21 protein-coding genes are annotated in these 21,654 nt (G+C 60.5%); 13 read left to right on the top strand and 8 right to left on the bottom strand.

Annotated features, from left to right (window positions below; translation table 11 throughout):
- The first annotated feature begins 91 nt into the window (after positions 1 to 91).
- Positions 92 to 1,705 carry a phosphoenolpyruvate carboxykinase (ATP) gene (pckA, locus tag OJHNALOF_RS02275; protein ID WP_165661039.1) on the top strand — a complete coding sequence of 538 codons (1,614 nt, stop codon included), beginning with the start codon at positions 92 to 94 and terminating at the stop codon, positions 1,703 to 1,705.
- 56 nt (positions 1,706 to 1,761) lie between these two features.
- Here pckA and OJHNALOF_RS02270 read toward each other — a convergent pair whose 3' ends face one another.
- Positions 1,762 to 4,203 carry a bifunctional diguanylate cyclase/phosphodiesterase gene (locus OJHNALOF_RS02270; protein WP_240919627.1) on the bottom strand — a complete coding sequence of 814 codons (2,442 nt, stop codon included), beginning with the start codon at positions 4,201 to 4,203 and terminating at the stop codon, positions 1,762 to 1,764.
- 205 nt (positions 4,204 to 4,408) lie between these two features.
- Positions 4,409 to 5,296: a LysR family transcriptional regulator gene (locus OJHNALOF_RS02265; RefSeq protein WP_165661037.1), complete on the bottom strand. Its 888-nt coding sequence runs from the start codon at positions 5,294 to 5,296 to the stop codon at positions 4,409 to 4,411.
- 141 nt (positions 5,297 to 5,437) lie between these two features.
- Between OJHNALOF_RS02265 and fdhD the strand changes: the two genes are divergently transcribed.
- Positions 5,438 to 6,229, top strand: a complete 792-nt coding sequence (gene fdhD / locus OJHNALOF_RS02260) for a formate dehydrogenase accessory sulfurtransferase FdhD (RefSeq protein ID WP_165661036.1) — start codon at positions 5,438 to 5,440, stop codon at positions 6,227 to 6,229.
- Positions 6,226 to 8,517: an FdhF/YdeP family oxidoreductase gene (locus OJHNALOF_RS02255; RefSeq protein ID WP_165661035.1), complete on the top strand. Its 2,292-nt coding sequence runs from the start codon at positions 6,226 to 6,228 to the stop codon at positions 8,515 to 8,517. Before fdhD ends, OJHNALOF_RS02255 begins: the two co-directional genes overlap by 4 nt.
- A 28-nt stretch (positions 8,518 to 8,545) precedes the next feature.
- Here the strand turns inward: OJHNALOF_RS02255 and OJHNALOF_RS02250 are convergent, their stop codons facing one another.
- Positions 8,546 to 9,475 (bottom strand): LysR substrate-binding domain-containing protein, encoded by a 930-nt coding sequence (locus OJHNALOF_RS02250; protein ID WP_165661034.1) that lies wholly within the window; start codon positions 9,473 to 9,475, stop codon positions 8,546 to 8,548.
- A gap of 161 nt (positions 9,476 to 9,636) precedes the next feature.
- Here OJHNALOF_RS02250 and OJHNALOF_RS02245 point away from each other — a divergent pair, with 161 nt between their 5' ends.
- The 9 genes from OJHNALOF_RS02245 (at position 9,637) to OJHNALOF_RS02205 (ending at position 16,849) form a co-directional block, all read left to right on the top strand.
- Positions 9,637 to 10,194, top strand: a complete 558-nt coding sequence (locus OJHNALOF_RS02245) for a TRAP transporter small permease (RefSeq protein ID WP_165661033.1) — start codon at positions 9,637 to 9,639, stop codon at positions 10,192 to 10,194.
- Entirely contained in the window at positions 10,187 to 11,485 is a 1,299-nt protein-coding gene (locus OJHNALOF_RS02240; RefSeq protein ID WP_165661032.1) for a TRAP transporter large permease, read from the top strand. The genes OJHNALOF_RS02245 and OJHNALOF_RS02240 overlap by 8 nt, the downstream gene beginning before the upstream one ends.
- 18 nt (positions 11,486 to 11,503) lie before the next feature.
- The gene (gene dctP / locus OJHNALOF_RS02235) at positions 11,504 to 12,505 is read left to right on the top strand and encodes a TRAP transporter substrate-binding protein DctP (RefSeq protein ID WP_165661031.1); all 1,002 of its coding nucleotides are present in this window, start codon (positions 11,504 to 11,506) and stop codon (positions 12,503 to 12,505) included.
- Between the two features lie 52 nt (positions 12,506 to 12,557).
- Positions 12,558 to 13,682, top strand: a complete 1,125-nt coding sequence (locus tag OJHNALOF_RS02230; RefSeq protein WP_165661030.1) for an FAD-binding oxidoreductase — start codon at positions 12,558 to 12,560, stop codon at positions 13,680 to 13,682.
- Positions 13,660 to 13,992, top strand: a complete 333-nt coding sequence (locus OJHNALOF_RS02225) for a (2Fe-2S)-binding protein (RefSeq protein WP_165661029.1) — start codon at positions 13,660 to 13,662, stop codon at positions 13,990 to 13,992. Before OJHNALOF_RS02230 ends, OJHNALOF_RS02225 begins: the two co-directional genes overlap by 23 nt.
- Positions 13,979 to 15,379, top strand: coding sequence for an NAD(P)/FAD-dependent oxidoreductase (locus OJHNALOF_RS02220; protein WP_165661028.1), 1,401 nt, complete (start codon positions 13,979 to 13,981; stop codon positions 15,377 to 15,379). The genes OJHNALOF_RS02225 and OJHNALOF_RS02220 overlap by 14 nt, the downstream gene beginning before the upstream one ends.
- Positions 15,380 to 15,431: 52 nt before the next feature.
- Entirely contained in the window at positions 15,432 to 15,788 is a 357-nt protein-coding gene (locus tag OJHNALOF_RS02215; RefSeq protein ID WP_165661027.1) for a RidA family protein, read from the top strand.
- Positions 15,789 to 16,099: 311 nt separating this feature from the next.
- On the top strand, positions 16,100 to 16,576 hold the full coding sequence (locus OJHNALOF_RS02210) for an Lrp/AsnC family transcriptional regulator (RefSeq protein ID WP_206063539.1): 477 nt from the start codon (positions 16,100 to 16,102) through the stop codon (positions 16,574 to 16,576).
- A 27-nt stretch (positions 16,577 to 16,603) separates the two neighbouring features.
- Entirely contained in the window at positions 16,604 to 16,849 is a 246-nt protein-coding gene (locus tag OJHNALOF_RS02205) for a Rho-binding antiterminator (protein ID WP_165661026.1), read from the top strand.
- Positions 16,850 to 16,853: 4 nt separating this feature from the next.
- Here OJHNALOF_RS02205 and OJHNALOF_RS02200 read toward each other — a convergent pair whose 3' ends face one another.
- From OJHNALOF_RS02200 to OJHNALOF_RS02180, 5 genes are all read right to left on the bottom strand, one after another.
- Entirely contained in the window at positions 16,854 to 17,651 is a 798-nt protein-coding gene (locus OJHNALOF_RS02200; RefSeq protein ID WP_094201152.1) for a hypothetical protein, read from the bottom strand.
- Positions 17,652 to 17,866: 215 nt separating this feature from the next.
- Complete coding sequence (locus OJHNALOF_RS02195) at positions 17,867 to 18,514, bottom strand: DUF799 domain-containing protein (RefSeq protein ID WP_165661025.1); 648 nt, start codon at positions 18,512 to 18,514, stop codon at positions 17,867 to 17,869.
- Positions 18,511 to 18,870, bottom strand: a complete 360-nt coding sequence (locus OJHNALOF_RS02190; RefSeq protein ID WP_165661024.1) for a DUF4810 domain-containing protein — start codon at positions 18,868 to 18,870, stop codon at positions 18,511 to 18,513. Before OJHNALOF_RS02190 ends, OJHNALOF_RS02195 begins: the two co-directional genes overlap by 4 nt.
- 23 nt (positions 18,871 to 18,893) lie before the next feature.
- The gene (locus OJHNALOF_RS02185; protein WP_165661023.1) at positions 18,894 to 19,565 is read right to left on the bottom strand and encodes a CsgG/HfaB family protein; all 672 of its coding nucleotides are present in this window, start codon (positions 19,563 to 19,565) and stop codon (positions 18,894 to 18,896) included.
- Between the two features lie 155 nt (positions 19,566 to 19,720).
- Entirely contained in the window at positions 19,721 to 20,347 is a 627-nt protein-coding gene (locus OJHNALOF_RS02180) for a DUF1826 domain-containing protein (protein WP_165661022.1), read from the bottom strand.
- A gap of 98 nt (positions 20,348 to 20,445) precedes the next feature.
- On the opposite strand from OJHNALOF_RS02180, the gene zigA reads away from it, so the two are divergent.
- Positions 20,446 to 21,645 carry a zinc metallochaperone GTPase ZigA gene (gene zigA, locus OJHNALOF_RS02175; protein WP_165661021.1) on the top strand — a complete coding sequence of 400 codons (1,200 nt, stop codon included), beginning with the start codon at positions 20,446 to 20,448 and terminating at the stop codon, positions 21,643 to 21,645.
- The last annotated feature ends 9 nt before the right edge of the window (positions 21,646 to 21,654 follow it).

Genomic DNA, 21,654 nt, shown 5'->3' with positions numbered 1-21,654 from the left:
GATCCCCTAATTAACATTCTGTTGTTGCTAAGCTTGGATTTCAAAAAAACGAATAACCAACAACCCCTCTGTACCTATCCAGGAGTGAACAATGACGCCCAAGGCGCAACAACTCGGCTTGTCCCGCTACGGTATTACCGACGTCACCGACGTGCTTTACAACCCTTCCTACGAGCAGCTGTTTGAAGAAGAAACCCGCGCCGATCTGGAAGGCTTTGAGAAAGGCGTGGTAACCAGCCTGGGCGCCGTCGCCGTGGATACCGGCGTGTTCACCGGCCGCTCACCCAAAGACAAGTACATCGTGCGTGACGACACCACCCGTGACACCGTGTGGTGGGCCGATCAGGGCAAAAACGACAACAAGCCCATGACCCAGGAAACCTGGGAGCAGCTCAAGGGCCTGGTCACTCAGCAGCTGTCCGGCAAGCGTCTGTTCGTGGTCGATACCTTCTGTGGCGCCAACGCCGACACCCGCCTGGCGGTGCGTTTCATTACCGAGGTGGCCTGGCAGGCCCACTTTGTTAAAAACATGTTTATTCGCCCCAGCGAAGAAGATCTGCAAAATTTCGAGCCGGACTTCGTGGTGATGAACGGCGCCAAGTGCACCAACCCCAACTGGCAGGAACAGGGCCTGAACAGCGAAAACTTCGTGGCCTTCAACCTGACCGAGCGGGTGCAGCTGATCGGCGGCACCTGGTACGGCGGCGAAATGAAGAAAGGCATGTTCTCCATGATGAACTACCTGCTGCCGCTGAAGGGCATTGCCTCCATGCATTGCTCCGCCAACGTAGGCAAGGACGGTGACGTGGCCATCTTCTTTGGCCTGTCCGGCACCGGCAAGACCACCCTGTCCACCGATCCCAACCGTGAGTTGATCGGTGACGATGAGCACGGCTGGGACGACGACGGCGTGTTCAACTTTGAGGGCGGCTGCTATGCCAAGACCATCAAGCTGAGCAAGGAAAACGAGCCGGAAATCTACGCCGCCATTCGCCGCGACGCCCTGCTGGAAAACGTGACCGTACGGGAAGACGGCAGCATCGATTTTGACGATGGTTCCAAGACCGAGAACACTCGGGTCTCCTACCCCATTTACCATATCGATAACATCGTCAAGCCGGTGTCCAAGGCCGGTCACGCCAAGAAGGTGATCTTCCTGACCGCCGACGCCTTTGGCGTGCTGCCGCCGGTGGCCCGACTGACCCGGGATCAGGCCCAGTACCACTTCCTGTCTGGCTTCACCGCCAAACTGGCCGGCACCGAGCGCGGCATCACCGAGCCGACCCCGACCTTCTCCAGCTGCTTTGGCGCGGCCTTCCTGAGCCTGCACCCGACCCAGTACGCCGACGTACTGGCCAAACGCATGGACGCCGTGGGCGCCGAAGCCTACCTGGTCAACACCGGCTGGAACGGCACCGGCAAGCGCATCTCCATCAAGGCCACCCGCGCCATCATCAACGCCATTCTCGACGACTCCATCGAGAACAGCGAGTTTGTTGAACTGCCTTACTTCAACCTGGCCATTCCCACCGCGCTGGCAGGCGTGGAAGACGCGTCCATTCTGGATCCGCGCAACACCTATGCCGACGCCGCCGACTGGGAAACCAAGGCGAAGGATCTGGCCCAGCGTTTCGTGAACAACTTCGAGAAGTTCACCGACACCGCCGAGGGCAAGGCCCTGGTGGCCGCCGGCCCGCAACTGTAAGCCACGGCGCCTTCACTAAAAACCCCGGCCTCGGCCGGGGTTTTTGTTATTAAAGACTATTGCAACCGCAGCCGCTGGTTCCACTCCGCCAGCCACTGGTGCACCTCTTCGGCAGGCAGCGGGTGGGAAATGCCGTAGCCCTGCACATAGTGGCAACCCAGTTGCTGCAGGCGATCACTCAGCTCCGGCTGCTCCATGCCTTCTGCCAGCACCAGCATGCGCAACGCCGAAGCCAGCTGCACCACCCCTTCCACCATGCTGGCTTCATCGGAGCCGGCCAGCAGCTCGTTGATAAAGCGCCGATCGATCTTGATGATGTCCACCGGCAGCCGGTTGAGGTGCACCAGGGAGCCGTGGCCAGAGCCAAAGTTGTCGAGGGAAATCACCAGCCCGAGGTCCCGGCACTGCTCCAGTACCGCCGCCGCCTTCTGCACGTCTTCCAGCACCGCGCTTTCCTGAAACTCCAGCTCCAGTCGCTCCGGCGCCACCGAGGCATAGAGGCTCAGTAAGTAGGTGAGGTTGCTGAAGAACTCCTCATGCATCAGCTGACCGGCACTGACGTTGAAGCTGGCGCAGTAGTCATGGCCGGCCTGACTCCAGGCGGTCATCTGCTGTAACAACCGGCGAATCACCCACTGACCCAGTTCAAACTCCATGTCGCTGTCGAGCACCGCCGGCATAAACTCCACCGGGGTCAGCAGGCCCTTTTGCGGGTGCTGCCAGCGCAACAGCGCCTCCAGCCCGATCATGTGCCGGCTGAACAGATCGATCTTGGGCTGGTAGTGCAGCAGAAATTCGTCGTTGATCAGGGCCTGGCGCAACTCCTGGTAAAGGCGATAACGCTCCTGTTCCTGCAGGTGCAGCACCGGCTCAAAAAACAGGTGGCGGCGCTTGCCCTGTTTCTTGGCCTCGTACATGGCCTTGTCGGCATAGCGCAGCAGGGTCTGGCCATCGCTGGCATCCTTGTCATAGACCGACACGCCAATGCTGGCGCTCACCCGCGCCTGATGACCGTCAAGCCGCACCGGCACGTCGATGGCGGCCAGCACCCGGTCAAGGATCTCGGTGCACTCCAGTTCGTGATGCAGGCCAGTTATCATTAGGGCGAACTCGTCGCCACCCAGACGAGCCACGGTGTCGCAGTTTCTCAGCACCAGCTCCATGCGCCGGCCCATTTCCATCAACAGCTGATCGCCGGCGGCGTGCCCCAGGGTGTCGTTCACCTGCTTGAAACCATCGAGATCCAGGTAACACACCGCCAGCATGGTCTGGCTGCGATCCGCCGCGGCCATGGCCTTGTCGAGCAGTTCGCTGAACAGCTGGCGATTGGGAATGCGGGTCAAGGGATCGTAGAGGGCACGCCGGCGCAATTCGGCCTCGTGCTCCTTGAGCAGGGTGATATCGGTCAGCACCAGGGCATGGTATTGCACCTTGTCGGCCTTGTCCCGAATCACCGAGATGGCCAGCAACAGGGCGCATTCACTGCCGTTTTTGCGCTGAATAAAGCACTCGCCCTGCCAGTGCCGGGGCGATCCTTCCTGCGCCGGCAGCGGAATCTCATGGGAATCCAGCCCGAACAGGGCCGCGGGCTTGTCCAGCGCTTCGTCTGCTGAATATCCGGTGATGCGGGTAAAGGCCGGATTGACGTGCAGCACTCGGTTGTCGGCGTCGGTCAGTACGATGCCGTCATAGCAGGAGTCAAACACACTGGCCGCCAGCCGCTGCTGGTTTTCCAGCTTGCGCTGCTCGGTGATGTCGTGCCCCACGCAGATCATGTCGCCGTTGGGCAGCACTATATTGGCCCACAGCGTGGTCAGCCTGCGACCGGCCCGATCCACCGGATGCCATTCACGAAACTCACAGCCGGTGGGCGCCTCAAAGGTGGCAATGACCTGACGCCGGTCTTCCGGATCGGGGTAAAACACGCTGATGGGAGAGACTTCGGCCTGCAGCTCCTCAAAACGCCAGCCAAAGACCCGCTCGCACTCGTCGTTCCACAGAATACAGCGGCCATGGCGATCAAAGCCGTTGACCAGAATGGGGGCATTCATAAACAGGGGTTTCAACCGGCTTAGCAGTCGTTCGGTCGACAACTCGGGCCGCGCCCGTACTTGAGCCTGCTCCTGCTCCCGCCACAGCAGGGCACCGTGCCCGGCCAGCAGCGCCAGCAGCTCCCCCTGTTCGCATGGCACCTTGGCCTCGCCATACAGCAACAGCAGCAAGCCGCGAGTGTCGCCCCGCTCCGCCGGCACGACGGCATAAAAGGCGTCGCTGTCGAGGTGCAGCTCGCGACAGGGGCGCAACCACTCGTCCCCCGGCTGTCGTCCCGCCGCCGCGTAATGGGGTGGCGCCCAGCCGTGAAAACCGCCTCCGGGCACATGGGGCAACCCTGGGGTTGTGGAAGAAAAGAAAACGAAGCAGGCGTCGTCAGCCCCGGCCACTCCGGTGGCCTGCTCACACAACCTGCGCCACTCCCCGCCTTGGTCCTGCAACAGCATGGACACGACGGACGCTTGATCATCCTGTCTTTTTTGAGCTCGCATTTCCCTGCGTATCCTGGTGATGAACTGTTCTGAAGAGCACGTAAACCGCACGGCCCGGCCATCATCAGCGTCAGCACCATGATAAACAGCCGCCTGCCTCGCCATTACTCCGAATGGCTGAAGTTCAAGCATAGAACATCATTCCGGCCCGCGCGCCGGCCTAGCGTTGCCGCCACACCTCCTGTGCGGCCTCAAAAAAGCCCTGGGCCAGCAGGCTGGCCTGGCCATCGTTGCGCATCACCAGAGCTCCGACCCGAGCCATGGCCGGCATGGCCAGCGGCCGGCAGCGCACTCCGGGCAGCTCATCAAACAGCGCACTGCCCGCCGGGATCAGGGCACAGCCGAGACCGGCGCGCACCCAGTGCATCAGCCGGTACACCGAGTCGGAACTCAGCACCGGCTGCAGGGTGACCCCCTCGCGCTCGAAACAGGTTTCGAGGTAACGGCGAAAATACATGCCCGGCCTGGGCAGGCACAGGGGCAGGGCTGCGAGATCAGCCAGGCTCGGACGAGCAGGCAGGCGTTCGCTCCAGTCGGGGCCAAAGGCCAGCACCACCCCCTGCTCGGGCAGCGCCAGGCTGTCAAAGCGGGACAACACCTCGGGCTCGAAAAAGCCGCCACCAATGTCCAGGGTGTTGTGACTCAGTCCGTTGAGAATGGCATCGGCGGTCATGTCATTGATTTCAAAACCAATGCCGGGATGACGCTGACGCAGCCGGGCCAGCACCGGGCTCAGATCCATGCAGCTGAGCGGCACCAGCCCCAATCGCACCGTGCCGGTGAGCCGGCCTTTCATGGCGTCCACTTCCAGGCGCAGGTTGTCATACTGGCCCAGCAGGGCCCGGGCCCGGGCCAGCACTCGCTCGCCTTCCGGGGTAAAGCCTTCAAACTGCTTGCCCCGGTGCACCAGCACCACCCCCAGTTCCTGCTCCAGCTGGCGCACCCGCATCGACAGCGTAGGCTGGGTCACACAGCAGGCCTGAGCGGCACGGCCAAAGTGGCGGTGCTCGGCCAGGGCGCACAGGTAGTTCAGTTGCCTGATGTCCATAAAGGGCCGCCTTTCATCACAATTTAAAATCGATACTTCGCTCTTTAATAAATCATATCTTTCAGAATATCGAATCTTTCAATTAGAAACCCCGCCCGCGGCTCCTTACACTGGGGGCATTGCCTCAGCCCGGATAGCGCCATGCTCGATGCCGATACCCTGCCCGATTACCAGTTTGTCGCCACCACCGACGGCGACCGCCATGCCCTGGTCAGCGAAGTGCCCCTGGCGGTGGTGCTGAACGGCGTCAGCCATGCGGTGATGATGGTCAGCCCCAACCAGCTGGACGCCTTCGTTACCGGCTTTTTGCTGAGCGAGGGCATTATTCGCCATCACCGGGAAATCCATGACCTGGAGTTTTCCCGTGCCGGCCGGGCGCTGGAAGCCCACGTTACCCTGTCCAACGGCTGCCATTACCGCTGGCAGGCGCACAGGCGCAGCCTGGCAGGTCGCACCGGTTGCGGCCTGTGCGGGCTGGAATCTCTGGAGCAGGCGGTGCCCGAGCTCCCCGCCCTGTCCCCAACCCCGTTACCGGCCCTGGCCTCGGTAGAGGCGCTGCTCCGGCAGCTGAACGACTGGCAACCCCTGGGGCAGGAGTGTGGCGCCCTGCATGCGGCCTTTTACGCCAACGCCGAGGGCAGCATTGTTCATTCCTGCGAAGACGTGGGCCGGCACAATGCCCTCGACAAACTGCTGGGCTGGCACCATCGCCACGGCCCGGGTCAACCGGGTATGGTGCTGATCACCAGCCGCTGCAGCATAGAGCTGGTGCAGAAAATGGTACGCGCCGGCCAGCCCACCCTGATCACCCTGGGCGCTCCCACCGAACTGGCCGTGCACCAGGCCAAAGGCGCCGGCCTTAACCTGCTGCACCTGACTCGCCGGCAGGGCCCCCGTGTTTATTCCGTATCCAGCCATCACACAGTGTCATGACCAAGAAAATCAGCAATTACAAGGCCGCCGCCGGCGGCTGGGGCGCCCTCGCGTCCACCACCCGCTTCGTGCTGGGCAGCAAAAAACCCGCCGCCAACATTCGCAACCTGCTGCGCGCCAACAAGGTAAAAGGCTTTGACTGCCCCGGTTGTGCCTGGGGCGATGAACAGGGCAAACATTTTTCCTTCTGTGAGAACGGCGCCAAGGCGATCAGCTGGGAAGCCACCGCCCGCCGCGTCACCCCAGCCTTCTTCAAGCAGCACGCGGTCAGCCGGCTGCGCCGGCAGAGTGATTACTTTCTGGAATATCAGGGCCGGATTGAGCAGCCCATGTACCTGAACCGGGACACCGACCACTACGAGCCCATTTCCTGGGACGACGCCTTCGCGCTGATTGGCCGACACCTGAACCGGCTGGACCATGCTGATCAACTGGAACTCTATACTTCGGGCCGGGCCAGCAACGAGGCCGCCTATCTTTATCAGCTGTTTGGCCGGGCCTTTGGCACCAACAACTTTCCCGACTGCTCCAACCTCTGCCACGAGGCCAGCGGCGTGGCCCTGACCCGGGCCATTGGCGTGGGCAAGGGCACCGTGACCCTGCAGGACTTTGATCAGGCCGACGCCATTTTTGTGTTTGGCCAGAACCCGGGCACCAACCATCCGCGCATGCTGCACAGCCTGCGCAACGCCGCTCGCCGGGGCACCGCCATCGTGACCTTCAACAACCTCAAGGAGCGTGGGCTGGAGCGCTTTGCCGATCCGCAAAGTCCGGTGGAGATGCTCACCCCCAAGGACTCACGCATTTCCAGCCATTATTTCTGTCCGCGTCTGGGCGGCGACATGGCGGCGGTCAGGGGCATGGTCAAATTGCTGCTGGAATGGGACGCCGAGGCCCTGACCAAGGGTGAGCCGGGACTGCTGGATCGGCAGTTTATCGCCCAACACACGCAGGGCCTGGACGACTACATGGCACAGGTGGCAGCCACCCCCTGGCAGCACATTGAGCAACAGTCGGGCCTGAACCGAGCGCAGATTCAACAGGCCGCCGAGGTCTATGCCGGTGCCGAGCGGGTGATATGTACCTGGGCCATGGGCATTACCCAACACAAGCACTCGGTGGCCACCATTCGCGAGCTGGTTAATCTGCAACTGCTGCGCGGCCAGATTGGCCGCCCGGGGGCCGGACTGTGCCCGGTGCGCGGCCACAGCAATGTGCAGGGCAACCGCACCCTGGGCATTAACGAGCAGCCCGATGAGGCCTTTCTCGAGCGGCTGGAGCACCATTTCGACCTGCCCATGCCACGCCGTCCTGGCCATAACGCCGTGGCCGCCATTCAGGCCATGCTCGACGGCCACGCCCGCGTGTTTATCGCCCTTGGCGGCAACATAGCCGCCGCCGCTCCCGACACTAATGCCACCGCCGAAGCCCTGGCCAATTGCGACCTGACCGTGCAGATCAGCACCAAGCTCAACCGCAGCCACCTGATGGCCGGCAAGGAAGCGCTGATCCTGCCCTGCCTGGGACGCACCGAGGCCGATGTGCAAGCCAGCGGACCGCAGTTTATTACCGTGGAAGACTCCTTCAGCATGGTGCACGCTTCTCAGGGCGTAGGCACCCCCAACAGCCCGCACCAGCGCTCGGAAACCGCCATTATTGCCGGCATGGCCCAGGCCACCCTGGGTAGCAAGCCGGTGCACTGGCCGGCACTGGCCGACGATTACGACCGCATTCGCGATCACATTGCCGCCACCATTCCCGGTTTTGAGCACTTTAATGAACGGCTGCAGCAACCGGGCGGATTTTATCTGGGCAACAGTGCCGCCGCATACTGCTGGCACACCGCTACCGGCAAGGCCAACTTTGCCGCCGAGCCCCTTCCAGAAGCACTGCTGCCCGCCGCAGCCAACGGCGAGGTGGTGTCGACCCTGCAGACACTGCGCTCTCACGATCAGTACAACACCACCATCTATGGCATGGATGACCGTTATCGAGGCGTGTATGGCCAGCGCATGGTGGTGTTTATGCACCCGGATGAAATTCGCCGGCGTGGACTGAACAAAGGCGACGTAGTGGAGATGATCTCGCTCTGGCATGACGGCGTGGAGCGCAGAGTGGGCGGCTTCAAGGTAGTGCCCTACGACATTCCCGATGGCAACGTGGCCGCCTATTACCCGGAGACCAACCCGCTGGTGCCGCTGCACAGCACCGGCGACGACAGCCACACCCCCACCTCCAAGTCGGTAGCGGTGCTGATCCGCCGCCTGCAATCCGGCCGAATTCTATGATCCGAACGGCCTTGTCAGGACATTCTGCCTAGCCCCTGAGCCGAATCAGGCCATTGGCGTTTTCGGTGAGCCGCTGCAGTTCCCGCTGCAGCAGTTCACTGAATTCCAGCGTTGCCCGGGAGCGCGCTCGATGAGCCGGATACAACAGGTGGTAGGAAAACGACACCCAGGGTTCAAAGGGACGGAACACCAGGTTGGGGGACTGAAAGTGAAGGGCGGTGATCGGGTCGACCAGAGCCACTCCCGAGCCGGCATCCACAAAAGCGCAGGCCACGTGTGACAACTGGGTATCAAACACCAGCTGACGGCTGACCCTGGCCTGTTCAAAAGCCTCGTCTACCTTGTAGCGCACACTCTGCTCCGGTCCCAAAGAGATAAAGGGCTGATCCCGCAAATCTTCCGGTACGATCATCTCCTTTCTGGCCAGCGGATGGCTAGCCGGCAGGGCGCACACCAGGGCGGCTTCCGCCAATACGTCAACCGCCAATGCCGGATCCGCCACATTGATGGCACCAATGCCCACATCAAAATGCTGGGTGGCTATCCAGTCCGCCACCTGCTGGGAGCTGCGCACCTGCAGGGTCAGGTTTATCCCCTGATGGGACTGGCTGAATTGCTGCATCACTCGAGGCAAAAAACCAAGGGCGATGGCCGGCATGGCCGCCACCTTGAGGCTGCCGCGCTGAAAATCCCGTAACTCTTCCGCCATGCTGGCCAACCGATCGATGCCGACGAAGGAGCGCTCGACCTCTTCAAACAACAGTAATGCCTCCGGGGTCGGTGCCAGCCGTTTGTGATGGCGCTCGAATAATTTCACCTTCACCGCCGCTTCGAAATCATTCAGCAAGCGGCTCACCGCCGGCTGGGAAATATAAAGCAGCTCTGCGGCACCCGTGGTAGTGCCGGCGATCATCACCGCCCGAAACGCCTCCACCTGCCGGAAACTCAACTTGCCCATGGCTCCACCTCCACGTACAGCGATACTTTAGAATAACATTTTGTTATGCAAAGGCCATATAAAACGATTTGTTGTTATTTTTAAGTGAATCCAAAATAACCAATACGCAGAAAACGCAGTGTTTGCCGGCTTCTGCGGATGAACCGCACAAGGACAAAACTATGGAAACGGTATTCAAATACACACTGACACTGTTGATCACCACAGTGGCCGGCTTCCAGGCCGTACAGGTTATCTCCCGTTATGTGTTTGAAACACCACTGATGGGGCTGGAAGAAATGGCCCTGCTCCCCACCATGTGGCTGTACATACTGGGGGCGGTGAATGCCTCCCGGGAAGATACCCAGATACGGGCCAATGTGCTCGAGGTGTTCCTCAAAACCGATAGGGCCCGTTACTGGCTGGCCGCGATCGCCGAAACCATCAGCCTGATTATTTCCGGCTGGCTGACCTGGTGGGCCTGGGATTACTTCAAGTATGCCAACCGGGTCTGGAAGGAAAGCCCCACCCTCTACATTCCCACCATCATCTACGAGGCCGCCTTGTTCCTCGGCCTGGTCATGATGACCCTCTATGTCGGCTGGCATCTGCTCAAGCACCTGCGCACCCTGATGACCGGCGGCGAGGCCCACCCTGTCGACACTATCCCGGAACCGGCCGAAGTCACCGAGTTCAGTCTGCTCACGGAAGAACGGAAAGGAGAAAAGTTCCATGGTTGAAATCGCGATTCTGGCCTTTGCCGTGCTGGTGCTGCTGCTCACCATCGGCGTACCCTTACCCTACTGCTTCGGCGCCGGCCTGATGGTGATGACCCTGGTCGGCGACGCCACCATGAAGGGCACCATGCTGTGGGGCTTTAACCAGTTGGCCACCCCGGTACTGCTGGCCGTGCCACTGTTCGTTTTTGCCGGCACCCTGATGAGCGTCAGCGGCATCGCCGGCAGCCTGCTCAAATTCGTGAACCTGTTTGTCGGCCGTATTCGCGGCGGCCTGGGGGTGGTGGCGTCCTTCAGTTGCGCCATTATCGGCGCCATCTCCGGCAGCGGCCTGACCGGCATCGCCGCCATCGGCCCTCTGCTGATCCCGGAAATGGAACGCCAGGGTTACCCCCGCGCCTATGCCACCGCGCTGATCGCCAACTCCTCCATTCTGGGCCTGCTGATCCCGCCCAGCGTCACCATGATCGTCTACGGCTGGGTCACCGAAACCTCGATTCTGGCAAGCTTTCTCGCCACCCTGGGGCCGGGCCTGCTGATCATGCTCAACTTCGCCCTGGTTAACCTGGTCATGGCGCGTAAATTCCCGCTGGTGCTGGACGAGCCCAAGCCCTTTAACGAGGTGCTCCGCGAGGGTGCGTCCCGCACCGTGCATGCCCTGCCGGCACTGCTGATGCCGGTGATCATTCTGGGCGGCATCTACGGCGGCATCATGACCCCGACCGAAGCCGCGGCCATTGCCGTTATCTACGCCATTCCGGTGGGCTTCATGATTTACAAGGGCCTGACCTGGCGTACCTTTATCGAGTCCGGTAAAGAATCCGCCACCGCAGTGGGCGCCATCCTGATCATGGTGCTGTTCAGCCTGATGCTGAGTCAGATCTACGTGATGGAAGACATTCCCCAGGCGCTGGTGGATGCCATCTTTGAGATCACCACCGACAAGGTCATGCTGCTGATCTTGGTGAACCTGTTTCTGTTCCTGATCGGCATGGTAGTCAACGACGTCACCGCCATCATTCTGACCGCGCCTCTGCTGCTGCCGCTGATGTCGGCACTGGGCGTCAGCCCGGTGCAGTTTGCCGCCATCATGGGCGTCAACACCGCCATGGGTGGCGTGACCCCGCCCTACGCCAGCATCCTCTACATGGGGGCTCGCATCGGCAAGGTGCCGTTCACCCAGGTGGTGAAGCCGGCCATGATCCTGCTGCTGTTCGGCTACCTGCCGGTGGTGGTGCTGGTCTCGGTATGGCCCGACCTGTCCGAATATATTCCAGCCCTGTTTGGCTACTAACCCTCAAGGAGAATGACGATGAAAACACGGATTGAATACAGCACCCTGGCCAAGAGCCTGCTGCTGGCCCTGACCCTGGCCAGCACCGCCGTCGAAGCCGCCACCCTGAAGATTTCCCATGTGCGGCCCCAGGGCACCGCCATCGACCAGGACGTGCATCAGCTCTCCGACGAGCTGAAAGCCGCCACCGATGGTTCGCTCAAGCTCAAGGTCTATCCGGCCAACGCCCTGGGCGACTACACCGTGGTGCAGGAGCGGGTCAGCCTGGGTGCCATCGATATGGCGGTGCAGCCCCCTTCGGCCGGTGCCGACAAGCGCTTCCAGGTGATCTACATGCCCTACATGGTGAAAAACTGGGACGACGCCCGCGCGGCTTATACCCCGGGCTCACCGCTGCGTACCACCATTGATGAGCTGTACCAGGCGCAGGATATCAAGGTGCTGGCCGCCTGGCCGGTGTACTTTGGCGGCATCGCCCTCAGCAAGGAGGTAGAACAGGTGACCGATCCGGCCCACAACAAGGGCGTCAAGCTGCGGGTACCGCCGATGAAGTCGTTCCAGCTGCTGGCCGACAACACCGGCTATATCGGCTCGCCGCTGCCCTTCTCCGAAGCCTTTACCGCGGTACAGACCGGCGTGGTGGACGGTGTCATGGGCTCGGGCGCCGAGGGTTACTACGCCTCCTTCCGCGACGTGACCAAGTCTTATGTGCCGCTCAACACCCACTTCGAGGTGTGGTTCCTGCAGATCAATGCCGAGCGCTATGCGGATTTGGATGACGAAGAACGCGCCGCCCTGGATCAAGCCGCCCAGGCCTTTGAACAACGCCGCTGGGAGTCTGCCCGGGCCGACCAGGCCGCCTACGAGCAGCGCCTGGCCGAGGCCGGCGCCACCATCGTGGAAGTGACCGATGCTGACATCAATGCTTATGCCGATGTCGCCCGTCAGCAGATCTGGCCCGAGATCATGAAAGACATCGGCCAGGACTGGGCCGAGCAGGTTCTGACCCAATTCAAGTAACACCCACCGGGCCTTCCCGGCCCGGCTTTCTTATTTGCCAAAGGAGAATACGATGTCGGTTCGCAACCTTGCCAACCGCCACGATACCGATGTGGCCATCATCGGCGGCGGTCTGGTGGGCATGTCCCTGGCCTATGGCCTGTTGCGTCAGGGTAAAACGGTCACCGTCTTCGATGAGGGCGATCAGGCACTGCGAGCCTCACGGGGCAACTTCGGCCTGGTCTGGGTTCAGGGCAAGGGTGATACCTGCCCCGACTATGCCCGGCTTACCCGGCTGTCGGCCCGGCTCTGGCCTGAGCTGGCCAGCGACCTGCAGCAGGATACCGGCATCGATATCGAACTGCAGCAGAACGGCGGCCTTTACGTTTGCCTGGATCAGGTCAGCCTGCAGCAACGGGCCGACATGCTGGCCAAAATGCAACAGGATGCCGGCGGCGATTATCCCTTTGAGGTGCTCACCGCCGCCCAGGCGCAGGAAAAGGAGCCGGCACTGGGCCCCGACATCGCCGGCGCCACCTGGTCTCCCATGGATGGCCACCTCAACCCTTTGCTGTTGCTCCGTGCCCTGCACCAGGCATTTGCCGTCCGGGGCGGCCGGCTGATCAATGGCCAGCCGGTACAGCATATTCAGCCGGTGCAAGGCGGCTTTGAAATACGGTTGCAGGACGCCCGCCTGAAAGCCGGTAAGGTAATACTGGCCGCCGGCCTCGGCAACAAGGCACTGGCCCCGCAACTGGGCCTGCATGCACCGGTGGAGCCCAACCGGGGGCAGGTGCTGATCACCGAGCGGCTCAAGCCCTTTATCCACTACCCCACCGGCCATGTTCGCCAGACCGGCGAAGGCACGGTCCAGCTGGGCGATTCCAAGGAGGATGTGGGCCTGGACACCGGCACCACCGCCGAGGAAATCGGCACTATTGCCGCCCGCGCCATCCGCATGTACCCGGTGCTGGAAAAGGTTCGCCTGATCCGCGCCTGGGGCGCGCTGCGGGTAATGACCCCGGACGGCTACCCCATCTATCAGCAGTCGGCGCGATATCCCGGCGCCTATGTGGTGACCTGCCACAGCGGCGTCACCCTGGGCGCCGTGCACGCCGGCCCCCTGGTCGACTGGCTGCTTGGCAAAGACATCGAGATTTCCCTGGAGGCGTTCAGTGCAGACCGATTCCCCCTTTAACCGGCTGGAGACGGCATCCGCCGGTACCGTCACCATTGAGATTGACGGCCAGCCCTTTACCGCCCGCGAAGGCGATTCGGTCGCCGCCGCCCTGCTCGCCGCCGGCGCCATACCGTCACGCACCACGCCGGTGTCCGCCAGCCCCCGCGCCCCTTACTGCATGATGGGTGTGTGTTTCGAGTGCCTGGTAGAGGTGGATGGCCTGGCCAATGTACAGGGCTGCATGGTGCAGGTGGCCGAAGGCATGAAGGTGCGTCGTCAGTCGGGCGCCCGTGAGATGACAGTGGGAGACTTTCATGAAGCAGTATGACCTGGTGATCGTGGGCGCCGGCCCGGCCGGCATGGCCGCCGCCACTGCCGCCGCCGAGCAGGGCCTGACCGTTACCGTACTGGATGAACAGGCCGCGCCCGGCGGGCAGATCTACCGTGCCATCTCGGCACCCGCCCCGCGGGATGAACGCATTCTGGGGCCGGATTATTACCATGGTTGCCGGTTGCTGGCGCCCTTTCACCAGGCCAGTGTGGACTACCTGCCTTCTGCCACCGTGTGGGAAATCACCCACGAGCGTGAAGTCCGCTTTTCGGCCGGAGGCCAGGCCCGCACCCTGCGTGCCGGCAGAATTCTGCTGGCCACCGGCGCCCAGGAGCGCCCGGTGCCTTTTCCCGGCTGGCAGCTGCCCGGCGTCATGAGCTGCGGCGCCGCCCAGATCATGCTCAAGACCAGCGGCCTGACACCGCCAGCGCCTCTGGTGCTGGCCGGCAGCGGCCCGCTGCTGCTGCTGATTGCGCTGCAACTGCACCGGGCCGGTGTCGAGCTCGCCGCCGTGCTCGACACCACCCCCAGAGAAAACTACCTCAAGGCCGGCCGTCATATTGGTGGTGCCCTGCGCGGCTGGAAAATGCTGCTCAAGGGACTCGACTACATGGCCAGGCTCAAGGGCTCGGGTGTCCCCTGCCTGAGCCGAGTAAGCGGCCTGCGGGCCGAAGCCGGCGCAGACGGCAGGCTGGCCCGGGTACACTTCAGCCATAAGGGCAAGGCGCAGACACTGGATGCCACCAGCCTGCTGGTGCACCAGGGCGTGGTGCCCAATGTGCAGCTGAGCCGGTCCATTGGTATTGACCACCAGTGGGATGAACAACAGCTATGCTGGCGCCCTGTCACCGATGCCTGGGGTGAGACTGATGTTCCGGGCATATTCATTGCTGGTGATGGCGCGGGCATCGGCGGTGCTGTTGCCGCCGAGCAGGCGGGGCGTCTTGCCAGCTGGCAGGTAGCTCATCAGCTTGGCAACCTTAACCAGCAGGAGCGGGATCGGCTGGCAAACCCAGTCCACCGGGTCCTGCCCCCCCTACTGGCCATTCGTCCGTTTCTAGATGTGCTCTACCAGCCCGCAAAAGAGTTTCTTACGCCTTCCGACGACACTTTGGTATGCCGTTGTGAAGAGGTCACTGCCGGTGACATTCGCCGCTTTGCCCAGCTGGGCTGTACCGGCCCCAATCAGACCAAGTCCTTCAGCCGGGTTGGCATGGGGCCCTGCCAGGGTCGCATGTGCGGCCTGACGGTGGCACAGATTATTGCCGATACTCGCCAGACCACTCCGGCGGAGGTGGGGTATTACCGTATTCGCTCTCCCATTAAGCCGCTGACTCTGCAGGAGCTGGCCAACCTGGGCAACACAGATCAACCCAAACCCTGACCTTAACCGCCGTGCCCATGCACGGCGGTATGACTTTTTTGCAGGAGACAACATGACCCCGATACGTCACCACACCGGTAAGCGCATGAGCCGCACCGTAATCCACAACAACACCGTTTATCTCTGCGGCCAGGTGGCCGAAGATCGCAGCCAGGGCATTAGCGAACAAACCCGTACCATGCTGGCCAAGGTCGACACTCTGCTGGCTGAAGTGGGCAGCGACCGCCAGCATCTGCTGAGCGCCACCATTTATATAAAAGACATGAGCCTGTTTGCCGAGATGAACCGAGTATGGGATGCCTGGGTACCCGCCGGTCATGCCCCTGCCCGGGCCTGCGTGGAGGCCGCCATGGCCAGCCCCGAGCTGCTGGTGGAGATTTCGGTGATCGCCGCCCTTCCCAAAGCCTGATCGCCAGAAACACCAAAGCCAGCCTCAAGTGGCTGGCTTTTTGTGCCCTTGGCAAGCTTTTGGCTTGCTCTCCCCGCCCGGTCACTCTCTTAAAGTGTGGCGATTGTGGGGCGCCCCGAAAGGATATTCCGGTTTGCGGCAGGGTACGGTGATGCCGGCCTGCTGTTCCCGTTAAGGTGAAATCATAGTAACCCCAAGCCGTGGGTGAGTGGTTGCAAAGTCACCTTTTAAAATCATTCTTTTCGCAATCATTCACCCCATATAAACTAACAACTAGTTAGTTATTGTTTTTGGGCATGAGTATGAGCAAACTGATACAACTGGATCGCACCGACAGGCGTATTCTCGATCTGATGCAGCGTCATGGCCGCATCAGCAATCTGGAGCTGGCCGAGCGGGTGGGGCTGTCGCCGTCGCCCTGTTCGCGCCGGGTCAAGGCGCTGGAAGACGCCGGGCTGATCGCCGATCACGTCACCCTGCTCGACGCCACTCGACTGGGGCTGACCCTGCAGGCCTATATTCATATTTCCCTCGACCGGCACACGCCGGAGCGGTTTGAAGCCTTTGACGCCGCCGTGCTCGGCTTTCCCGAAGTGCTGGAATGTGATCTGATCACCGGCACCGAGGCGGATTACCAGCTCAAGGTGATCGTGCGCGATATGGAGCATTATCAGCAGTTTCTGCTGGGCAAGCTGACCCGGCTCGACGGCGTAACCGGCGTGCGCTCCAGCTTTGTGCTCAGGCGCATCAAGCACGACACCGCCTTGCCACTGGACCATCTGGCGTAAAACACCGCTAGGAATGAGGGGAAGCACATGCTGAGCTGTGATCAATACGACTATATCGAAATCGCCTGCCTGTACCATTATGCGATTACGCTGACCCTGGTGTCGGGGGAAGTCATCAGCGGCACCGCCCTCGATACCGCCCGCAATGAGGCGCGGGCGGAATGCATTAAACTCGCCGTGGGTGACGGCGAGCGACTGCTGCCCCTGGCCAGCCTGACGCACATGACGGCGGCGCAGCCCAATCCGCATTTCACGCAGGTAGACTTCGACTGAGCGATTACACCGGGTTGCGAGCGGTGCCCTGATGGCAGAATCGGCTGCTGTCGTAATAGAGCAGGCCATGATGGCGCGCCAGGGGAGCCAGCCGGCGGGCAATTTGCCGACCCATGCGCTGACCGTTGCGGCTGGTGTAGTCGGCGTCGAACTGCATTGCCGGCGGTGCCGGCAGTTCATCGGGCAGTGCCTTGGCCAGCGGAGCCGACAACACGCGGCACACCAGCTCGGTCACCACTCGGTTGACCGCCGAGCCCACGCCGTAACCCTGCCATTCCGGCAGTACATATAGGCTGTTGAGGGTCATTTCCAGCGCCGGCGCAGGGCGCGCTTCAGGAATCTCCACGGCAAAGCTCAGCACCCAGTTTCCCACCATACGGGGGGTGTCGGCTTCGTGGTCCAGCAGCGCCACATTGCAGCGATAGTGCATGCCGTAGTCGTAAATGCGCGGGGCCGCGTTGACCCCTTGCTGCTCGGGCTGGCTTTCTCCCCAAAACAGCGGCCTGGGGGCATACACGTCTTCGTGCTCATGCAGGGCACGATGACGAAAGTGCTCAAACAGGGGCTGATGCGCGGGGTGGTGCCAGTCCATCAGATCAAGGGAGAGCCGGTCGAGCCATTCGGGCAGCAACCAGGGGTAATCGGAAAATTCGTCACGCAGACGGGTGTAGTCCAGCAGGTGATTGAGGGTCCAGTGGCCACGCTTGAGGTGACTGGCCTCGCGGACAAAGGCGTATTTGAGGTGTTTGAACAGGGGGTAGGTATCGGCGGCCACCCGCCGGCGCTGGCAAGGAGCAGACATCAGGTAAACCACCCCTTCTCGCTGTATTCACCGGTGGCCACACATAACAGCGGCCGCGCCGCCAGGCTGATGCCGCCCGGCCATGCACAATGAGAAAACTGCATAGGCTTTGTCTCCATTTTCGACACAAAGCAAGGCATTGTAAGGCGAGGGGCAGGGATGTAAAGGATGGGCGTTTAAAAAAGCCGCATCATATGATGCGGCATTTCTTGGTATCAATATGCGGGGTGAAGTGCACGCGGCCCGAACAGGATTCCATTAGGCATGCCTGCCGACAGCAGTCTCGCACTGGTAATTCCAGAGATTTCATGACCTTTATCGGTAAGGGTGTGGGCAATTTGTTCAATTGCCGCCTGCACCAACATACCAATCAAGCCACCCGAATTAGTGTTCTGTTCAGTGCTGGATGCAGTAGCCCGACCTGACCACAGTTTGGTACCGGTTTTCGCATCAATGAGTTCGGCATTTGCCGTCACCCGAGTGTCGCTGCTGATAATTTGATAACTGGTACCGTACTCTTCTACGTCGATATACAGCACCGCATCTGCACCAAATATTTCATGCAACTTATTCAGGGGAACATTATGAATTTCTTCCGGGTTTGCCAATCCATTCTGACGAAAGGTTTCATCCACCACAGCTACAGGAAAAACATAATAACCAGACTCGGCCAATGGGTAAGTTACCTGTGAAAGCATGCTGTAGCTTGCCTTGACATCTGGGGACTGATTCGTCGGCGGCAGCACTAAAATTGACGTTGGCTTGGCTTCCCTGAATGCAGAGTAATCATAAGGTTCGGGTGTTACACATCCTGACAACAGCCCACCCAGTATCCAAAGTAATGGAAAAAATACCCGCTTCATTTCACTTCGTCCCTATTCTTCTGTTTGAGCAGAAAATTCATGAAATCGGCCGACTCGGGAAACAGCTGTTTTTCCAGCTCGAACTGCTCCATGGCTTGCTGACCTCGGCCACTGTTGGCATATAGTAACCCCAGATGGGCATGCAGCCCCGGAGCTACAATACGGTCCTTTGCCTTCGCCTCCTCAATGCTTTCTTCAAGCACTGCCACCTGCTCGTCCATATCACTGCCATCTTCCTGATAATGCTGGTACACGGAAGACTGGTAACCATCCCAGTGATAAAGGGTCTTTGGGCCGGCGCAGCCAGCAAGCAGAGCTGTGACAACCATCAATGACAAAGAATGGATTGTTTTCATTTAATCTTCCTTGACATCTGTTATTAAAGAACCGGGTTCCATTGACCACGATCAATGCCAGTCACCAAGTTGTTCACCGCCTCACGAATAGCAAGATCCAGTACCTTTCCATTGAGAGTCGAGTCATATCCGGCCGTACCACCAAACCCAATAATTTCTCGATTAGACAGACTGTATTCACCTGCCCCCTGAGAGGAAAAGACGACTTCTGATGTCTGTACATTGACGATATTAAGGTTGACCTTGGCATATGCCACTTGCGATTTACCTCGACCAAGAATACCGAATAATTGGTGGTCACCTACTGTTTTGCGGCCAAATTCAGTAACGTCGCCAGTGACAACGTAGTCGGCACCTTTTAATTTCTGGGCCTGGCCCTTGATACCTGCTTCAGCCTGGATTTCCCTCATATTGGTTCGATCCAACACATTAAAACGGTTACTTTGCTGAAGATGAGTAACCAGGATGGTGGTTGCCTGATTACCTAAGCGATCTACACCATCAGAAAAAATGCCACGCTGAAAAGTAGAGCGATTTTCAAACTTGCCAACAGAAATAGGAGCACGAACACCCGTATATTGCTGTTGGTACGTGTTCACTTTTTCAACAGCCAGAGATCGGGATGATTCCGTCGCGCAGCCGCTGATCAAAGAAGCCGACAAAACGGTCATGCCTAAGATCATTTTATTTTTCATGAAGAACGTCCTTCAGGGTAAGACAAAGTTTGTCGCACCATGATAACACCATGATGTTCCTCACATGAACACTATCAATGAGAGATCTCTTTTATCGCGGCCATTACTCAGTTGAAGGGCGTTTATATTTGAGCATAGGTACTCAATCCACAGATTTAATCCGCAAAATCCATCGACAGAAACAGGCGACGGTAACCCGTCGGCACCGGCGGTGAACGATGCCACAAGCCTCGGCCTTCTTCTCCTTCCCAGCCGTCGCCTTTCATCAGCCCCACATCGCCAATCGTCAGTTGCTGCCAGTGCTCCGGCTCCTGGCCTTTTTGCTCCAGCAGCTGCTCGCGCTGCTGAGTATTAAGCCAGTGAGTACCCGGTCCGGAATAGGTGCTCACCAGCCGACAGGGCAGCCGGTCCACATGAAAGCGCGGACACATGGCGGTTTGCAGGCTGGCCAGGCGTACTCCAACCCGCTTCAGCCCAAACAAACAGGCAAACATCTCCGCCAGTTGCTGCACGTCGTCGGCCAGGGCCTGGCGGCCCGAAAAGTCCGGTAACTGTTTGATCAGCGCATCGGCAACCGTGTCCGGTGGCAGCAGCTCCCGCACACTGATGCGGCTACCCGCCTGCAGCAGCTGCTGAACATAACCCTCCACATCGGCCGGCAGGGAACGCTGCCACACCGCCAGATTGCAGTCGGGCTGGTAGATACGAGTGAAAATCGCAGGCCCGCCGCCCTGCACGTCGACAGGGGCGACATGGGACAACGTCGGTTCGGTGATGCTCATGGCCGGAGTTCCTTACTGATACACGGGTCAAAAAGATTATGTTATGTTATAACAACCAAAATTATCATAAACCATGGCAAGCAAGCGGAGCAAACACCATGTCCAGCCGTTCCCCCCTTCCCGTCACCGTGCTGTCCGGTTTTCTCGGCGCCGGCAAGACCACGGTGCTGAACCACATTCTCAACAATCGCCAGGGCCTGCGAGTAGCGGTGATCGTCAACGACATGAGTGAGGTGAACATTGACGCCGCCACCGTGCAGCAGCAGGTCAGCCTGCAGCGGGCCGAGGAGCGGCTGGTGGAAATGAGCAACGGCTGCATCTGCTGCACCCTGCGTGAGGATCTGCTGCTGGAAGTGCGTCGGCTGGCCGACGAAGGCCGCTTCGACTGCCTGGTGATCGAATCCACCGGCATCTCCGAGCCAATGCCGGTGGCGGAGACCTTTACCTTTGAGGGAGAGGATGGCCTTCGTCTGAATGACGTTGCCCGGCTCGACACCCTGGTCACCGTGGTGGATGCGGTCAACTTTCTGGCCGACTTTCAGGCCGCCGAGGCCCTGGCCGAGCGGGGTGAAAGCCTGGGGGAAGAGGATGAGCGCAGCGTAACCGACCTGCTGATTGAGCAGGTGGAATTCTGCGATCTGCTGCTGGTGAGCAAGACCGATCTGGTGACCGAAGCGCAACTGGCGGAGCTAACCGCCATTCTTGGCCGGCTTAATCCGAAAGCGGAAATACTGCCCATTCGCCAGGGCGAGGTGCCACTGAACAAGGTGCTGGGTACCCAGCGCTTTGACTTTGAGCGGGCCGCCAGCGCTCCCGGCTGGCTGCAGGAGCTGCGTGGCGAGCACCAACCGGAAACCGAAGAGTACGGCATTGGCAGCTTCGTCTATCGCGCCCGCCGCCCCTTTCATCCCCAGCGCTTCTTTGATTTTCTGCACAGCCCCAAGGAACAGGGCCGGTTGCTGCGCTCCAAGGGCTTCTTCTGGCTGGCCAGCCGGCCGGATTTGGCCGGACAGTGGAACCAGGCCGGGGGCATCGCCTATCACGGCGGTGCCGGCCTGTTCTGGCAGGCGGTGCCCGAGGAAGAATGGCCCGAGGATGAAGAAAGCCGAGAGCATATTATGGCCAGCTGGATCGAGCCCCACGGCGACCGTCGGCAGGAACTGGTGTTTATCGGTCAGGGGCTGGATCAGGCCGGGTTGTGTCGCGAACTGGATGCCTGTCTGCTGACCGACGAAGAAATGCACCAGGGCATCGACGCCTGGCAACGGCTACCCGATCCCTTTCCGGCCTGGGAATAACCCTAGGTC

The organism is Oceanimonas sp. MB9 (assembly GCF_011319775.1).
Classification (GTDB): domain Bacteria; phylum Pseudomonadota; class Gammaproteobacteria; order Enterobacterales; family Aeromonadaceae; genus Oceanimonas; species Oceanimonas doudoroffii.
The sequence above is the reverse complement of the archived record's forward strand: the minus strand, read 5'-3'. Positions and strand labels throughout refer to the sequence as shown.

Bases quoted from the DNA above. Each gene is read 5' to 3' on its own strand.
- pckA (WP_165661039.1), top strand. From the start codon at position 92: ATGACGCCCAAGGCGCAACAACTCGGCTTGTCCCGCTACGGTATTACC.
- OJHNALOF_RS02270 (WP_240919627.1), bottom strand. From the start codon at position 4,203: ATGCTGTTGCAGGACCAAGGCGGGGAGTGGCGCAGGTTGTGTGAGCAG.
- OJHNALOF_RS02265 (WP_165661037.1), bottom strand. From the start codon at position 5,296: ATGGACATCAGGCAACTGAACTACCTGTGCGCCCTGGCCGAGCACCGC.
- fdhD (WP_165661036.1), top strand. From the start codon at position 5,438: ATGCTCGATGCCGATACCCTGCCCGATTACCAGTTTGTCGCCACCACC.
- OJHNALOF_RS02255 (WP_165661035.1), top strand. From the start codon at position 6,226: ATGACCAAGAAAATCAGCAATTACAAGGCCGCCGCCGGCGGCTGGGGC.
- OJHNALOF_RS02250 (WP_165661034.1), bottom strand. From the start codon at position 9,475: ATGGGCAAGTTGAGTTTCCGGCAGGTGGAGGCGTTTCGGGCGGTGATG.
- OJHNALOF_RS02245 (WP_165661033.1), top strand. From the start codon at position 9,637: ATGGAAACGGTATTCAAATACACACTGACACTGTTGATCACCACAGTG.
- OJHNALOF_RS02240 (WP_165661032.1), top strand. From the start codon at position 10,187: ATGGTTGAAATCGCGATTCTGGCCTTTGCCGTGCTGGTGCTGCTGCTC.
- dctP (WP_165661031.1), top strand. From the start codon at position 11,504: ATGAAAACACGGATTGAATACAGCACCCTGGCCAAGAGCCTGCTGCTG.
- OJHNALOF_RS02230 (WP_165661030.1), top strand. From the start codon at position 12,558: ATGTCGGTTCGCAACCTTGCCAACCGCCACGATACCGATGTGGCCATC.
- OJHNALOF_RS02220 (WP_165661028.1), top strand. From the start codon at position 13,979: ATGAAGCAGTATGACCTGGTGATCGTGGGCGCCGGCCCGGCCGGCATG.
- OJHNALOF_RS02215 (WP_165661027.1), top strand. From the start codon at position 15,432: ATGACCCCGATACGTCACCACACCGGTAAGCGCATGAGCCGCACCGTA.
- OJHNALOF_RS02205 (WP_165661026.1), top strand. From the start codon at position 16,604: ATGCTGAGCTGTGATCAATACGACTATATCGAAATCGCCTGCCTGTAC.
- OJHNALOF_RS02200 (WP_094201152.1), bottom strand. From the start codon at position 17,651: ATGTCTGCTCCTTGCCAGCGCCGGCGGGTGGCCGCCGATACCTACCCC.
- OJHNALOF_RS02195 (WP_165661025.1), bottom strand. From the start codon at position 18,514: ATGAAGCGGGTATTTTTTCCATTACTTTGGATACTGGGTGGGCTGTTG.
- OJHNALOF_RS02190 (WP_165661024.1), bottom strand. From the start codon at position 18,870: ATGAAAACAATCCATTCTTTGTCATTGATGGTTGTCACAGCTCTGCTT.
- OJHNALOF_RS02185 (WP_165661023.1), bottom strand. From the start codon at position 19,565: ATGAAAAATAAAATGATCTTAGGCATGACCGTTTTGTCGGCTTCTTTG.
- OJHNALOF_RS02180 (WP_165661022.1), bottom strand. From the start codon at position 20,347: ATGAGCATCACCGAACCGACGTTGTCCCATGTCGCCCCTGTCGACGTG.
- zigA (WP_165661021.1), top strand. From the start codon at position 20,446: ATGTCCAGCCGTTCCCCCCTTCCCGTCACCGTGCTGTCCGGTTTTCTC.